Source organism: Bradyrhizobium sp. BLXBL-01, assembly GCF_051853025.1.
In the GTDB taxonomy this organism is placed as follows: domain Bacteria; phylum Pseudomonadota; class Alphaproteobacteria; order Rhizobiales; family Xanthobacteraceae; genus Bradyrhizobium.
Genome location: NZ_CP182471.1, coordinates 2,658,771 through 2,673,615, shown reverse-complemented (window position 1 = coordinate 2,673,615; position 14,845 = coordinate 2,658,771). Strand labels below are relative to the sequence as shown.

General features: G+C 62.9%; 12 protein-coding genes. 2 read left to right on the top strand and 10 right to left on the bottom strand.

The window, feature by feature from the left end:
* Positions 1 to 180 precede the first annotated feature (180 nt).
* The 3 genes from ACNJYA_RS12030 to ACNJYA_RS12020 all read right to left on the bottom strand — a co-directional run bounded on the left by ACNJYA_RS12030 (position 181) and on the right by ACNJYA_RS12020 (position 4,139).
* Positions 181 to 1,413: an acetyl-CoA C-acetyltransferase gene (locus tag ACNJYA_RS12030; RefSeq protein WP_439366480.1), complete on the bottom strand. Its 1,233-nt coding sequence runs from the start codon at positions 1,411 to 1,413 to the stop codon at positions 181 to 183.
* A gap of 233 nt (positions 1,414 to 1,646) precedes the next feature.
* A complete protein-coding gene (locus ACNJYA_RS12025) occupies positions 1,647 to 3,110 on the bottom strand; it encodes a GH1 family beta-glucosidase (protein WP_439366479.1) in 1,464 nt (487 codons plus the stop codon).
* Positions 3,111 to 3,185: 75 nt separating this feature from the next.
* Complete coding sequence (locus ACNJYA_RS12020; RefSeq protein ID WP_260380143.1) at positions 3,186 to 4,139, bottom strand: LysR family transcriptional regulator; 954 nt, start codon at positions 4,137 to 4,139, stop codon at positions 3,186 to 3,188.
* Positions 4,140 to 4,221: 82 nt separating this feature from the next.
* Here ACNJYA_RS12020 and ACNJYA_RS12015 point away from each other — a divergent pair, with 82 nt between their 5' ends.
* Positions 4,222 to 4,794 carry a YybH family protein gene (locus ACNJYA_RS12015; protein ID WP_260380144.1) on the top strand — a complete coding sequence of 191 codons (573 nt, stop codon included), beginning with the start codon at positions 4,222 to 4,224 and terminating at the stop codon, positions 4,792 to 4,794.
* A 168-nt stretch (positions 4,795 to 4,962) separates the two neighbouring features.
* Here the strand turns inward: ACNJYA_RS12015 and ACNJYA_RS12010 are convergent, their stop codons facing one another.
* The 4 genes from ACNJYA_RS12010 to ACNJYA_RS11995 form a co-directional block, all read right to left on the bottom strand.
* Complete coding sequence (locus tag ACNJYA_RS12010) at positions 4,963 to 5,940, bottom strand: Bug family tripartite tricarboxylate transporter substrate binding protein (RefSeq protein ID WP_260380145.1); 978 nt, start codon at positions 5,938 to 5,940, stop codon at positions 4,963 to 4,965.
* Positions 5,941 to 6,025: 85 nt separating this feature from the next.
* Positions 6,026 to 6,871 (bottom strand): fumarylacetoacetate hydrolase family protein, encoded by an 846-nt coding sequence (locus ACNJYA_RS12005; RefSeq protein WP_439366476.1) that lies wholly within the window; start codon positions 6,869 to 6,871, stop codon positions 6,026 to 6,028.
* Positions 6,868 to 8,484, bottom strand: coding sequence for a bifunctional 3-(3-hydroxy-phenyl)propionate/3-hydroxycinnamic acid hydroxylase (locus tag ACNJYA_RS12000; RefSeq protein ID WP_439402963.1), 1,617 nt, complete (start codon positions 8,482 to 8,484; stop codon positions 6,868 to 6,870). The genes ACNJYA_RS12005 and ACNJYA_RS12000 overlap by 4 nt, the downstream gene beginning before the upstream one ends.
* Entirely contained in the window at positions 8,481 to 9,380 is a 900-nt protein-coding gene (locus ACNJYA_RS11995) for a VOC family protein (RefSeq protein WP_439366475.1), read from the bottom strand. The genes ACNJYA_RS12000 and ACNJYA_RS11995 overlap by 4 nt, the downstream gene beginning before the upstream one ends.
* Positions 9,381 to 9,515: 135 nt before the next feature.
* On the opposite strand from ACNJYA_RS11995, the gene ACNJYA_RS11990 reads away from it, so the two are divergent.
* On the top strand, positions 9,516 to 10,196 hold the full coding sequence (locus ACNJYA_RS11990; protein WP_246570757.1) for a GntR family transcriptional regulator: 681 nt from the start codon (positions 9,516 to 9,518) through the stop codon (positions 10,194 to 10,196).
* A 73-nt stretch (positions 10,197 to 10,269) separates the two neighbouring features.
* Here the strand turns inward: ACNJYA_RS11990 and ACNJYA_RS11985 are convergent, their stop codons facing one another.
* The 3 genes from ACNJYA_RS11985 to ACNJYA_RS11975 form a co-directional block, all read right to left on the bottom strand.
* Positions 10,270 to 13,701: a patatin-like protein gene (locus ACNJYA_RS11985; RefSeq protein ID WP_439366474.1), complete on the bottom strand. Its 3,432-nt coding sequence runs from the start codon at positions 13,699 to 13,701 to the stop codon at positions 10,270 to 10,272.
* Between the two features lie 439 nt (positions 13,702 to 14,140).
* Entirely contained in the window at positions 14,141 to 14,548 is a 408-nt protein-coding gene (locus ACNJYA_RS11980) for a hypothetical protein (RefSeq protein ID WP_172785546.1), read from the bottom strand.
* A 61-nt stretch (positions 14,549 to 14,609) separates the two neighbouring features.
* Positions 14,610 to 14,777 carry a hypothetical protein gene (locus ACNJYA_RS11975; protein ID WP_172785547.1) on the bottom strand — a complete coding sequence of 56 codons (168 nt, stop codon included), beginning with the start codon at positions 14,775 to 14,777 and terminating at the stop codon, positions 14,610 to 14,612.
* Between the last annotated feature and the right edge of the window lie 68 nt (positions 14,778 to 14,845).

Sequence of the window (14,845 nt, the reverse complement as noted above, 5' to 3'; positions counted from 1 at the left end):
TTTTGCCTTGTTTCAAAGGCCCGCACGACATCTTGCTAGAACTGATTCGCCGCTTTCGACAAGCGACGACCGGCCTCTTTGTGAATGCCGGTCGTGTTTTCACCCTGAAAAATAAGGGTCGGATCGCAGGTCGCCGGTCTTCCTCCCCGTAAAAATGGGGAGAAAGTGAGGGGCGACTGGCTAGACGCGCTCGATGATGATGGCCGGCGCCATGCCGCCGGCGGCGCACATGGTGACGAGACCGCGCTTGAGGTGGCGCCGTTCGAGCTCGTCCAGCACCGTGCCGATCAGGATCGAGCCGGTGGCGCCGATCGGATGGCCGAGCGCGATCGAGCCGCCGTTGACGTTGACCTTGGCCCGGTCGAGCTTGAGGTCGCGGATATATTTTTCCGCCACCACGGCGAAGGCCTCGTTGATCTCGAACAGGTCGATGTCGTCGATGGTGAGGCCGGCCCTGGCCAGCACCTTGCGCGTTGCCGGTCCCGGTGCGTTCAGCATCAGGGTCGGCGAGTCCCCCATGTTGGCCATCGCGACCACGCGGGCCCGGGCTTTGAGGCCATGGGCCTTGGCGTAAGCGGGCGAGGCCAGCAGGATCGCAGCGGCGCCGTCGACGACGCCGGAGGAATTGCCGGCGTGATGCACGAAGTCGATGTCGAGATCGGGGTACTTTTGCAGGATCAGGCCGCGATAGGTCGTGCCCTTGTCGTCGAGCGCGTAGTCCGCGATCGCCGGAAACGCCGGCTTCAGGCTGCTGAGGCCTTCCATCGTGGTCTGCGGCCGCGGGTATTCTTCGTGGTCCAGCGCCAGGCTGCCGTCCTCGCGGTGGACCGGCACGAGGCTCTTCTTGAAGTGGCCGTTCGCGATCGCATGCGCGGCGCGCTTCTGGCTCTCCAGCCCGAGCGCGTCGACGTCCCTTCGGGTGATGCCCTCCAGCGTCGCGATCGCATCGGCGCAGACGCCCTGATGCGACTGCGGATGCCGTGCCCGCAGGCGCAGATTGCCGCCGTCCATCATCATCGGGCCGCCGCCGCGGCGTCCCTCCATCGACATCATCTCGCAGCCGCCGGCGATGACGAGGTCTTCCGCACCCGCCATGATCGAGGATGCCGCCATGTTGACGCTGGTGATGCCGCTCCCGCAGAAGCGGTCGAGCGTCACCGCGCTGGCACGCACGTCGTAGCCGGCATCGAGCGCCGACATGCGGCCGAGATCGCCGCTCTGCGTTGCCACCTGCGCGCTGCAGCCCCAGACGATGTCGTCGACATCGGCAGTGTCGATGCCGGTGCGGTCGGCGAGCGCGCGCAGCACGGTTGCCCCGAGCTGCTGCGGATGAATGCCCGACAGGGCTCCCTTGCCGGCCTTGCCGATGCCCCGCGGGGTCCGGCAGGCATCGATGATCAGCGCGTCAGCCATTGGCGTCGTCCTCTTGTTTATGGGTGTTGAAGACGGTTTTGAATAAGCGGGAGAGTGGAGTCAATCCGAGACGCCTTCTTCGCCTCTCCCCGCGTGCGGGGAGAGGCCGGATTTTACGCGCAGCGGAAAATCCGGGTGAGGGGGAGCTTCAGCAAGGACGGCGACAGATGGACTCGCGGAGAGAGCCCCTCACCCCTGCCCTCTCCCCGTAAGAACGGGGAGAGGGAGAAGAGCTACGCCCCCGCCGCGTTCTTCGCGATCACGTTGCGGTAGAAGCTGGCGCTGAGTTTTGCCGTGCGGACCTGGGTGTCGAAATTGACGTGGTACAGCCCGAAACGCTTGTTGAGGCCATACACCCACTCGAAATTGTCCATCAGGCTCCAGAGGAAATAGCCGCGCACCGGCACGCCTTCGTCGGTGGCGCGCTGGAGCTGGGCGAGATAATTGCGCAAATACATGATGCGGTCGGTGTCGTAGATCTTGCCGTCGGGCGACACCACATCGTCGCCGGAGGTGCCGTTCTCGCTGATATAGATCGCATCCGTCTTCCAGATCTTCGCCGCCAGCTTCGGCACCCAGTAGATCGTCTCTGGCCCGACGCGCAGCCAGTCCGAATTCATGTGCGGAAACGATTTCGGGATCGGCAGCGGCTTGAAGCCCGCGCCCTGATCGGACGCCACCACGTAGTTCTGCGGCGCATAGATGTTCAGGCCGAGGAAGTCGACCGGCGACGAGATGATCTTGAGCTCCGCGTCGGTGTATTTCGGCGCGTTGGACCCGGCGTATTTCAGGAATGCATCGGTATAGCGGCCCGTCATGATGACGTTGAGATAACCGGCATTCATCTCGCGTAGCGCGATCTCCGCGGCGCGCACGTTTTCCGGCGTGTCGAACGCAGGCGCGCAGGCATCGATGTTCTCCGCCGGCCCCACCCTGGTGCCGCGGCGGCCATGGGCGCGCACCGCCTGCACCGCAAGCCCGTGCGCCAGCGCGCTGTTGTGCCTGATCTGGTTGACGGCGGCTTGCGGCAGCTTCAAGCCCGGCGCGTCGATGCCGATGCCGTAACCGAAATAGACGAAGCGCCCGCTCTCGTTCAGCGTGAACACGTTCCTGACCCGGTCGGTGAGGTGCGCGGCGACATAGGCCGCGTAATCGCCGAAGATCTTGCAGGTCTCGGTCGAACGCCAGCCGCCGAAACGGTCCTCGAGCGATTGCGGCAGATCCCAATGATAGAGGGTCAGCCACGGCTCGATGCCGTTCTTCAGGAGCTCGTCGACCAGACGATGGTAGAAGTCGAGCCCTTTCGGATTGGGCTTGCCGTCGCCGTCGGGAAACAGCCGCGGCCAGGCCACCGAGAAGCGATAGGCCTTGCAGCCGAGCTCCTTGATGAGGGCGATGTCCTCCTTGTAGCGGTGATAGTGCTCGTTGGCGCGGTCGCCGGTGGTGCCGTCCTCGATCTTGCCGGGGATGCGGACGAACTTGTCCCAGATCGAGGCCCCTCGCCCATCCTCCTCGACCGCGCCCTCGACCTGATAGGACGAGGTCGCCGTGCCCCAGAGAAAGCCCGCAGGAAAGCCGCCTGCATTGCGCGGCGGCCGTCTCGGCTTGGCCTCGACCGCCTCAAGGGGACTCGCAATCCCGGCTGCGGACAATCCCGCCAGCGTGGCAAACCGGCGGCGCGAGACCCCATCCATCATCGATGCTGCTCCACTTCTCTTCATTTCGGGCCGGCACAATGAACAGTTCCGGGCGATTTGAGAAGCGGGTGGATTCTAGCGTCGACTTGCTCCGATTGAACCGACCAAGACCTGCATCAGCCACTCAATGCCGGCGTCTCTCATCGCCGCCTTGGTTGCGATGGCCCGGATCGTGTCAGGTTTGCGCGCGAAAGGCAGCTCGACGAACACCAAGCCGAAACGGCGCGCGTGGTGCTCCACCAATCGGCGCGGCAAGGCTGCGATCAGGTCAGACCCGGAAAGTTGGGCAAGCGCCATCATGAAATTCGGGACCGTCAAGGCGATGCGGCGTTGGAGGCCGCGCTTGGCCAACATGTCGTCGACGAAACCGCGCGGTTCACCACTGAGAGAGACCAGCAGATGTTGCGATTGCGCGAAGGCCGCATGGGTTGGCGCTTTTGACAAGCGATGTCCCTTGCGCATGGCCAGCACAAACTCCTCCTCATAGAGGCTGCGCGCCTCGAACCGCGGTGATACCGAAGGCAGCGGCAACATTGCGACGTCCAGCTCGCGTCTTTCCAGCATGTCGAGGCATTGCTGCCAAGGCTCTCCGATCGCGCCGTCGCGCGGCGCCGGCATCAGGTGGATCAACCCGATGTCTATGTGCGGCGCGGCAGCTGCGATCGATCGCAACAGCGGACCGGTAGCCGAGACCAGCACCGCATCGGGTGCGCCAATGGTGAACCTGCGGCTGCTCTTTTCGGGGTCGAACGGCGTAGCCGAGCCGAACAGCTGTTCGACGCGCGCGATGATCTCAGCCACCGGCTCCCCTAGCTCCAAGGCCCGTGCCGTTGGAACGACGCCCTTCGGGGTCCGCAGAAACAGCGGATCGTTCAGCAGAAGCCGGAGCCGGCCGAGCGCATGGCTGACGGCCGACGGTGTCAGGCTCAGCCGAGCGGCTGCGCGCGCCACATGGCGCTCTTCCAAAACCACGCGGAAGAGCACGAGGAGATTGAGGTCGATCCTGGATAAATCAATTTGGTTCAGCATGTTGCTGAAATCATATCGCTGGATTCATCGGGATCAAGGCTCCATGGATGAGCTCGCACGTCATTCGACCAGGAGCTGTGAAATGACCAGGAGACCGCCCGGAGCGAACAAAAGCCCAGATTCTCAGCAGATCTCGCGGCGCTCGATGATGGCCGCTACGGCTGCAATTCCACTGTCCGTTCAGCTGTCGGCCGATGCGGCGGCTCAGAACGAGGCGGTAACGGCTCTCGTTGAGCGCGCTCGGCAGAAAAATGCCGCCTTCATGCGGGGCGACATGGATCGCTGGTCCAGGCTTGTTGGCATTGCGCCGGATTTCACGCTGATGCAGCCCTTCGGCGGCCCGGCAAGCCGCGGATTTGATGCCAGCCCCGAGCGCCTTGCTGCGCTATCGCGATACTTCAGGGAAGGTAAAACGGACCTCGAGGTTTTGCAGACCTATGCATCGGACGCGCTCGTCGTTCTCGTCATGGTCGAGCGCCAGCGCGCCGAGGTGGGCGGGCTGCCGGCCCAAGACTGGTCGCTGCGCGTGACCGAAGTCTACCGCAGGGACGGCACGGATTGGCAACTCGTGCACCGTCATGCGGATCCGCTGGTCCGAAGCATCACCTTGAAACAGGCGGCGATACTCGCCCGGGGCTGGCCAGAGGAAGAATGACGAAGTGCCGCAGATGAGCTGGATTCGGCGCTGACGCGAGATCTTGTCCGACATGTGATGCTGCCCCCGCGATGGTTGTTGCAGCCGTACAATGACGGGTCAGGGGAATTTGAGAAGCAGTGGGGCAGACGATGCAAATATGCCGAAGAGCGCCCCTGCTCCCAGGCGCTATTCAGGCTCGATGCCGAGCCCCTGGATGATCTTGCCGGACGAGACGAGCTGGTCGTCGAGGAAGCGCTTGGCGCCTGCCGCCGTCACGGCATCGCCGACACGGACATCGAAGCCGAGGGTCGGCGCGCGCTCGCGCACATCGGACGATTCCAGGGCGCGCGCAATCTCGGCGCTCAGTTTCGCGACGATGTCAGCGGGAGTACCGGCCGGGGCCATGAACATGAACCAGCCCTGGAGATCGACGCTTTGCAGCATCTCCGCAATCGCGGGAACGTCCGGCAGGGAGTCGATCCGTTTGGAACCTGCAACGGCAACAGGTCGCAGCGTACCCGCCTTGATGAAGGCCTCGGCGATCGATGCCGACTGGATCGTCACCTGGATACGTCCTGAAATGGCGTCCTGCACCGCATTCGTGGTCGTGTTGTAGGGGATGAGGACAAAACCGGTCCCGGCGCTCTTGTTGATGGCTTGAGCGATCAGGCCCGAGAGGTTGCGCGCACCGTCGACGGCGAGGCTTAGCGAACCCGGTGCCGATTTTTCCAGCTTGATCAATTCCGGCAGCGTATTGGCCTTCACCTCGGGATTGACGAGAAGGACGTGGTTGCTTTTGGCCACCATCGCGACCGGGATGAAGTCTTTCACGGGATCATAGGGGAGCTTCTTGAACGTGTAGGGATTGGTGACGAGCGCCGCCGATGTGGCGAACAGGAACGTGTAGCCATCCGGAGCCGCACGGGCGACCGCCTGTGTGCCGACAAGGTTTGCGGCACCCGGACGATTCTCGACGACGAACTGCTGCCCGAAGGTCCGCGAGAGTTTTTCGGTGATGAGGCGACACATCACGTCGGGGCTGTTGCCCGCCGGCTGAGGCACGACGACGGTCACGGGCCGCTGCGGCCACGACTGCGCGAAGGCCGGAAGAGAGCAGCAAAGCGCAACGCCGGCGAGCAGCAGACGACGGGATAATCCGGACATTGGGCGTTCCTCCCTGGAGATCCCGCTTTGCGGGCCATTTTTGGTCGTTCGCACGCCGCAGCCGTCGGCGGCAGCAATCGCTCGATCAGGTTTCGTCTGTGACGACATTCCTGAGCACGCCGAGGCGTTCGACCTCGATCTCGACGACATCGCCAGGCTTCATCCAGAGCGGCGGCTCGCGCCGCGCACCGACACCCCCCGGCGTTCCGCTGACGATGACGTCCCCGGGCTCGAGCCGCGTAAACGTGGAGCAGTATTCGATCTGGCGCGGGATATCGAAGATCATCTGCTTGATCAGCGCTTCCTGCATGACTTGCCCGTTGAGGCGGGTCTGGAGCTTGAGCTCTCCGAGCGGGCCGAGCTCGGCCGGCGTCATCATCCAGGGCCCGAACGCGCCGGTATCCGGAAAATTCTTGCCCGGCGTGAATTGATGGGTGTGACGCTGGAAATCGCGGATGCTGCCGTCATTGTAGCAGGAGTATCCCGCGACATGATCCATGGCATCCGCGCGGGAGATGTAACGTCCCGCCTTGCCGATGATGACCGCGAGTTCGCCTTCGAAATCGAGATCAGTCGAGACGCGCGGCCGCACGATGGGCTGCAAATGTCCGGTCTGGCTGTTGGCATAGCGCGAGAAAATGGTGGGGTGATCGACCTCAGCGCGGCCGGTCTCCTTGCGGTGGGTCTCGTAGTTCAGGCCCACGCACAGGATCTTGTCCGGGTTCGGGATGACCGGCAGCCAGGTGACCGTTGAGATCGGAACGCCGGCGACGGAGGTCTTTGCATCCGCAACGCCGGCGAAGTCGGCGCCGATAGCGGCCTTGAGATCGGCATAGCGCGCTTTGAGTGCAGCGCCGACATCGAAAAAGGTTTCGTCCTCGACAATGCCCCAGGTGGTGCGGCCGTCGATCGCCACGGTGGCAAGCTTCACGGTATTCTCTCCATGTCAGATCGGGAATCTTGTCTTGCTCGGACGTCGCGACGACGCAACTCGATCTCGCGCAGGAGATCGCCTAGCTCGGAGGCATTGCGCACGGTTCCGAAAACGTAATGGTCTGGTCGCACGATCGCAGCGACGACACCGTGGCGGTCGAACCAGTTCGCGAGCACGCCCTCGGTCTCTTCAAGCGCATTTGGCAGACCCGCGCCGGCAGGCGCGACTGCCGCCGCCGACACGTCCGGGCGCGTGGCACAGAGCGAGAGCATGGAAGCGGCATCATCGCTGCGGCCGTCGATCAACACGCGCCAGCCGGTCCCGGTCACATCGTCCAGCAAGCGAGCGGTAGGGCCCCTCGCGATGCGCGGCTGCGGAAACAGAGTGCCACGTGCGGGCATCTCGTGCTGTGACAGGCATCCCGCGCGGAGCGGCGGAATGATTTCCTGCCGCGTCAGCAGCAGCGGCTTGCCGCCGCCGTCGGCGAGGATTTGCGCATCCCGCCGCCGGGCCGCTGCCGCATCGCGTTCGCAGATCGACTGGCCGATCGCCTTGATCTTGCCGGTCAGCTCGATGACGTGCTGCTTGCGTTCGACCGTGTAGCTGTCGAGCAGACTGTCGGAGGAGACGCCCTTGAGCACATGATCCAGCTTCCAGACCAGGTTCGTGGCGTCGCGCAGGCCCTGGCACATACCCTGGCCGATGAAGGGAGGCTGCTGATGCGCAGCATCGCCGGCGATCAGGATCCTGCCGTTGCGCCACTCGGCGGCGACGAGGGCGTGGAAACGATAGGAGGCGGCCCGCCACAATTCTCCGTCATGCGGCGTGAGCCATGGCGCGAGCAGCTTCCAGACATTGTCGGGCCGCTCCATCTGCCGCGCGTCTTCGCCTGGCAGCAGCATGATCTCCCAGCGGCGGTGCTTCTTCGGGCCGATCAGGAAGCTCACAGGGCGCGCCGGATTGCAGAACTGCGCGGAACATTGCGGCAGTCGGGCAAGCGCGTCTTCGTTCACGCGGACGTCGACCACCAGCCAGGGTTCATCGAAGATGAGGTCCTCAAGCGCGAGATCTGCGATCTGACGCACGGTGCTCGATGCGCCGTCGCAGCCGACTACGTAGCGCGCCGTCACGGAGCGGTGCTGTCCATCGCTGTTCTTCAGGCATGCTTCGACGCGATCGGGCGTTTGCACGAGACCGAGCAGCTCGACCCCGAGCTCTACCCGCACGTTGGAAAAACTGGTCGCGTGGCAGCGCAGTTCGGCCTCGACCGCGGGCTGGCTGAACACCATGCTCGGCGTGTAGCCAAGCGGATAGGGCTTTGCGACCATGTCGATTCGCCGGATCAGCTGGCCGTCGACGCCAAAATGCTCCGATGCGGTGAAAGGCTCGATATAGGGCGAGATTGCATCAGTGAGCCCCATATTATCAAAGTGACGGAAAATCTCGTGATCGAGCGCGATCGCGCGCGGCTTGTCGTACACGTCGGTCAGCCGGTCAATGACCAGCGTGCGATGACCAAGGCCGCCGAGCAGGCCTGCGGCAACGGCGCCGGTCGGCCCGAAGCCGACGACGAGCACGTCGTAGTCGATGGCGCCGGCCGTATCCGTCATGTGCGCGCCGTCGCGAAGGGAACGGCGATCTGCGCCGTTTTGCAGGCGTCAGACTTGGGCGGAGCGATGCCCCATTGATCGGTTCGTCCCGGAGGCCAGACCCAATCGCTCGGCCCCTTCGCGACGTAGCTGTCGTCGATCTGCAAGACTTCGGCCGTGTATTCAATGACGCTACCAGCCGGATCGACGAAATAGGCGAACACGTTGTCGCCCGGACCGTGGCGGCCAACGCCCCAGCCGATCGGATAGCCATGATCGATCATGCGGCCGGAGGCACGCATGACGGATTCGAGATCAGGCATGAGGAAAGCCACGTGATTGAGGCCGTTGCGAGGAGCCTCCGCAAGCACGACCGCGTGGTGATCGCTGTTGCAGCACAGGAACGCCATCAGCTTGGATCGATCCGACAGCCGGAACCCCAAGGTCTCCTGGTAGAAGGCCGAAAGCTTTTCAATGCCGGCGCTGTTGATGTTGACATGTGCCAGCCGCTCGGGGCGATCCGCGATCACGCGCGCCGGCTTGGTACGGTCGCCATGAACGAACTCGATGACGCATCCCTGCGCTTCGCGAACCACGAAACTTGTCCCGCCTGACGGCGCAGGCGACGGCGCGGGTGAGCTGATCACATCACAGCCGGCCTGCCGCGCACGCCCGAACAAGTGGTGCAGATCGTCGTGCGAGCGGGTGCGGAAGCTGATCTTGCGGAGTGACGTCGTCTCGCCCGGCGTGAGCTCGAGGACGTGGAAGTCGCTGCCCGTCGCGGCAAGGTACACCGTGTCGCCCGCTTCCGCCGCGACGTCGAGGCCCCAGACCTTGCTGTAGAAGTCGACCGAGCCGGCAAGCTGCGGCGTCGTGATTTCGACGCTGCGCAGGGCCGTTACCGGAAAGGCGGACATTGGGCTTCCTTACCAAGGAACGCGAACGTCTCCCTCCTTAATATGTATAAAGTTCCAGGTAAAGCAAAAATTTATAAATAATTGGCGCGAGCCGTGCTAATGTACATAAGTGCTGGAGATTCTGATGGGATGCCCATGAGCACTGACGGCCAACCGGCCACGCTGGCCACCACGATCTACGCACGCCTCAAGGCCGACATCCTGACGACGCGGCTCGAGCCCGGTCGCAAACTCCAGTCGCGCTTCCTGATGGAGCAGTACAATGTCGGGCAGACCCCGCTGCGCGAGGCGCTCAACCGCCTGACCAGCGAAGAGTTCGTCGTCGGCATGGAGCAACGCGGCTTCTACGTGAAGGAGGTCAGCAAGGAGGAGTTGCAGGAGCTGACCAAGACGCGATGCTGGGTGGAAGGCCTGGCGCTCCGCGAGTCCATGCAGAATGCGACCCAGACCTGGGAAGAGGCTCTGCTGGTTGCGCATCACAGGCTTGATCGTACGGCGCGCTCGCTCAAGCACGACACGTTCGAGGACAATCCGGATTGGGAGAAGGTGCACCGTGCCTTCCACACGACGCTGATCGGTCTTTGCGGCTCACGGCCGCTGCTCGGCTTCTGCGAGCAACTCGCCGACCGGCTCTATCGGTATCGCATGATGTCGATTGCGAAGGCCTATCCGGCACGCAAGGTCGGTGCCGAGCACACCGATATCCTTCAGGCGGTTCTCGGCAGGGACAGTGAGCGGGCCGTGCATCTGCTTCAGCAGCACTATCAGCGTACGGCCGACGTCATCTATTCCGATCTCGACGGATTGCTGGCGTAGCTTCGCATCAGGGACATGGCTCCCTCGTTCAGCGCGAGCGCTTCGGCAACGGATCACGCGGCGTGCATCAGGATCATGAACCGGTCTTCGGTCTACAGAACAGATCGAAGGCTGAGCCGAACACGTTATGTCCGTCCGGACAATTGATTCCGGCGAAACCGCCATTGGCAAACGCCATCACGCCGAAGAAGATGAGCAGGCCGGCCATGACGGCAAGTCCGAGAGTGCCTCCCTTGATCAACCGCACCCACCTGGCCCACTTTTCCTGCCGAGCGATGAAGTCTCCCAGCATCGTGATCGACAGGTGAACGGCCGCCGTGATCGCCAAAGCAATCAGGCTGACATTGCGAGCACCCGACGCCCCGATCAACGCGGTAACGCCGAAGAACAGGAGCTCCACAACGTACAGCAGCCCGAGCCAGTAGCAGAACACGGCTCGACCAAGGCTGCCCGGCGTCGAGATCGTGAGCAGGGTCTGAACCGCGCGACCGGCCCTTGTGACCCACATCATCCAGCTTCGCTGTCCCCGACGGTGCTGTTCCGCCTGCTCGAGGATCTGTCCGGTAATGGTCAAGGCGCGTGAGCCGGTCCGCAGCGCGACCTCGGTGCTGGGCCTGCGGTTGACGTTGTAGTACTCGCGCACATAGTTGAGCATGCCCTGGTCGCCCAGCACCTCTTTCAGCGCCTGAGCGATCTGCGTGCGGCGCTGTCCGCCCGCGGTCAGCGCCAGTTTTTGCCATAAGGCATCGAAGGCGCCTTCGAGCGTTTCATTCTTCTGCTCCGCCAGCGCCTTTGTGAAGCCGTCAACCAATTGGTCGTAACTATCCGGCTTCATCTCCTCGCGTATGATCGTACATTGCGCCTCCTTGAGGAGAGCGTCTCTGATCACCTTGTCCTCGGCGGCAGGAAACAGCGTTGCCAGTATCCGCTCGCAACCGTCCAGCCGGCCCCACATGATGTCGTTGCGCCGCCACTGCTCGTCGAGAAAGGCGCCGAAGTGAAGCACGGCAACGCCGGCGAGCTTGTGTCGCAGGCCATTGCGTTCGTCGATCAGGCTGGTGGCATCCTCCGGGCTGACCCGAACGATCTCGACGGTCGAAGGCTCGCCGGTACCTGTATCGTAGTAGAGCGGGAAGCTCGCCTGATCGTACTCGTCGAACCTCATGAAATATTCGGCCAGGAATTCGCGGAGCGCCGTCCCCTCCGGGGTGTTGAGCGCATCGACGTCCTCTGGCAAGGCCACCTTGGCGACCGCGACGCGGACCTTGGGGCCGCCTTCGTCGCTCTCCTCGCAGGCATGAAGCTCCGGGTTTCCAAGCAGGGCCTGGGGAAGCGGCATCTGGCCGCGCGGCGCCATGCCGATCACCGGGGCGTAACCGTCTTTCAACGCGCGAATGTCGCCCTCGAGCGCGACCTGAAGCTGCGTCTCGACGGCCCTCGTATATTGGAGGAGCATCTTGGCGTTGGCGAAGACGTTCTCCTGAAGCGTCCGCAGCGGACTCGGAGGCGGCAGGTCGCTCGGAAGCGGCACGGGCGTACCGGACTTGGTCGTCAACGCCTTCAATTTGGGATCCGGCTTCTGGCCAAGAATCACACGAAGCGTCTGGATCAATTCTTCATGACATGCCGACCTGCACCCGTTCTCCGGGGGCTTCAACTGCCAGGTCACGCAACGGAGCTGGGCGATGGCTTCTCCGAGCCCGCCGGCGAGGCTGTTCAACGCAGCGAGGAGCGCCAGCGTGTCCATTCGCCGGTGGGACACGTGCCTGTCCCACCGTTCCATGAGATGTGTTTCAGCATCCGACCAGGCGTTCCCGGCGCCAGGCAGCTCCGGCTTGATGAAAAGACTTCGAAGCTGATGCACCTTGCGCAGGATAAACCCGGTGCGCCTGAGGCGATACTTGACGTCGTAATCGTCCAGAAAGGCGTTGACCGACTCGGTACGACCCTTGGCGTCTTTCTCGTATTCGTAGAAATTCTCCTCGCGCCAGGCTCGCGCCAATGCGCGCAACGCGTAAAATTGGTCGGAGCGGCGGTCGATGCCCCACCAGACGGCCAATCGATCGGCGATATCGTCCGTGACGGTCATCAGCCGGAGATGACGGTATGGCAGAAACGCGACGCCGTAATAATCGACCATATGGCGCATGTCGCGCGACCGCCAGGCAGGCACCTTGCCGTCCCCGTCGAGCACGATGCGCGCGAAGGGGTCATCGTTGCGCGCTTCGATGTCGACTTCGACCTGACGCACAATCCGCTCGACCCGCTCGATGCGCCTGTTGCGCGCCAACACCGCTTCGATGTCCTCGCGGATCGTCTCATCCTGCGGGATTGTCAGCATGGCCGAGAGCGCATTGGCGAGCGCATCGGGTTTTTGGCTCGCGCTTCCCTGCTCGGTTTCGGGATGAGCGGGGGTCGGCTCGACATAGATCAGCTTGCGTTCCATCGGTAGGCTGCCGAGACGCCATGACAGCGCATCGACGACGTAGCTGAACGGCTTGTTGTCGAGATAGCCTCCGTCGCCGAACGCGCGCTTGCGCCAACCGTCACCGTCCAGGTCCGCGATCGACAGCCCCGTGAAGAACGGCTTCCAGGCGTCGAAATTCACGCTCCCGACGGTCTGGCGCGCGTCGCACAAGCGCTGCGCGTCGGATACGGACATCGGTTCGAATGCGAATGGGAAGGATGACGTGCAACGCGCCGCAAACGCAAGGAACGGGGCGAAACTTTCGGTGAAATGGTTCTCGCCCCCGGCGGCATATTGGAAGTGATAGACCTGCTTGTAGCGCTGCTCATAGACGACCTTGTCGAACAGCCGCAACGGCACGACTGCGCCTCGAATGTCCGTCGTCGTGACGTACAGATCCAGTTCGTCGACCAGTTGAGACTCGCCCCTCGCCGTCGGCGCGACCCTCCCCTCTCTCTCCTTCTCCATTTTCTCGAAGGCATCGAGAAGCTTGACGTACATCCGATCGCTGTTCAGGAGCGACTGCGGCGCAGAACCGGTCTTGGCGAACTCCAGCCCCTCGTAGGAGGCGTCGTCGTTGAGCAGACGATTGATATCGCCCTCCTCGATCCACAACGTCTTCAATGGAGCGAACTTCTGTCCGCTGACGAGAGCTTTTGCGAGGAAAATGCCGTTGATGCCGCCAGCGGAGGTGCCCGCGAGCGAATCCACCACGAAGCGTGTGCGTTGCCCAGTCGGCAGAGTGGCCATGTCGGCGAACGGGTCACGCCCGCCGATGGTCAGATGCTCGAGATAGCGGGCGCGCAAGTTCTCGTCGCGCAACAGCCATGACGCCTTTCGGTAGACCTCGCGCGTCCCGCGAAGATTCAGGTCGTCATGCTCCTTCGGCGTCGCGCACGCCATCTCGTAGAGCTCATTCGTAACTCCGTTGATGTAGATCGCGAGCGAAACGCCACCATACATCACGATGCCGAAGCGGATCTCCCGCGAATAGAGATTATCCCCCACCCTGGGGTGACAAGCCGCAGCAACTTCCATCGCCCGCCTCGTTCAAAAAATCTTCACGCAATTCGTCGAAGCGAGGCCACCCATGGCGGCTCGCAACGTTCCCGCTAATCGGTCAGCAGCTCATTGTGCCCTTGCCACGACGCCACTGAAATCGCGTCGGGCTCCTGCACGCACACCATCGAGGTCATGCCCTCGAAATCACGATCGAAACATATGGACGCAAAATCGAACCGGCGTGGCTTGGTCCTCGTACGAACCTGCCACCCATCGCAACGGCTGTATTATGATCTATCGGCAACCATTGATACAAGCCTATCCAGGCCTGATTGCGACAATTTCCGCTGAACCTGCCTGAGACAATTTGCCCGACCGTTGGCACGTGGCGGTGCCGGATCGGAGTTCACGATCGTCATGCTGGGCCGAAGAAGCAGCACGTACAATGCGGACCGGCGCGGCGGCGGCCCCTCGTTCAGCGCGAGCGCTTCGGCAATTTCGGCAGCTTGTCGGGATTGAATGCCGGCATCTGCCCTGGTGGTTCAGGTGCGGGCGGCTGTTGTTCCGTGCGGATGAGCGTTCCGTGGAGGATCATGCCCGGCGCCTGAGGTGCCGTCGCCGTGTAGGTCGCGATCCTGCCAGGGCAGCTTCCTTCGATCGTCAGCGTCAGCTCGTCATCGTTGCCGAACACGGTGGCGCGACCGTCGGTATGGCGCCTCGTCGACACGATAGCGGTGAAGCGATCTCCATCGACCTGGCAGGTGCCGTGATAGGTCATCAGGCTGTCACGGCCCCAGATCTGGCCGTCTGCGACATGGACGATCCCGGTACCCTGGTCGATCGGCGTCTTGTACCAAGCCGCGTAGGTGCCGTCCTTCAACATGGGAGCAGCCTCCCCTGGTATTCCCACGCCGACAATTGGCATCATTAGCGCCAACAAACGGTTAATGACCGGGCCCGTGCCAATCCGGTCTTTCCTTGCGCAGCTCGGCCTCGAGCTCCTCGATGATGCTGTGAAGCAGATGCACGGCAAGCGGGTCGGTCACCTCGCGCTCCAGATGCCGGTATCGCGCGATCAAAAATTCCTGCTCTCTCAACTGGTGCTCTGTCATCGGACGGGCCCTCCGACACATCGACGCACAGACGATCAAGCAGTTTCGTTAAAGTTTTCAGATCATTT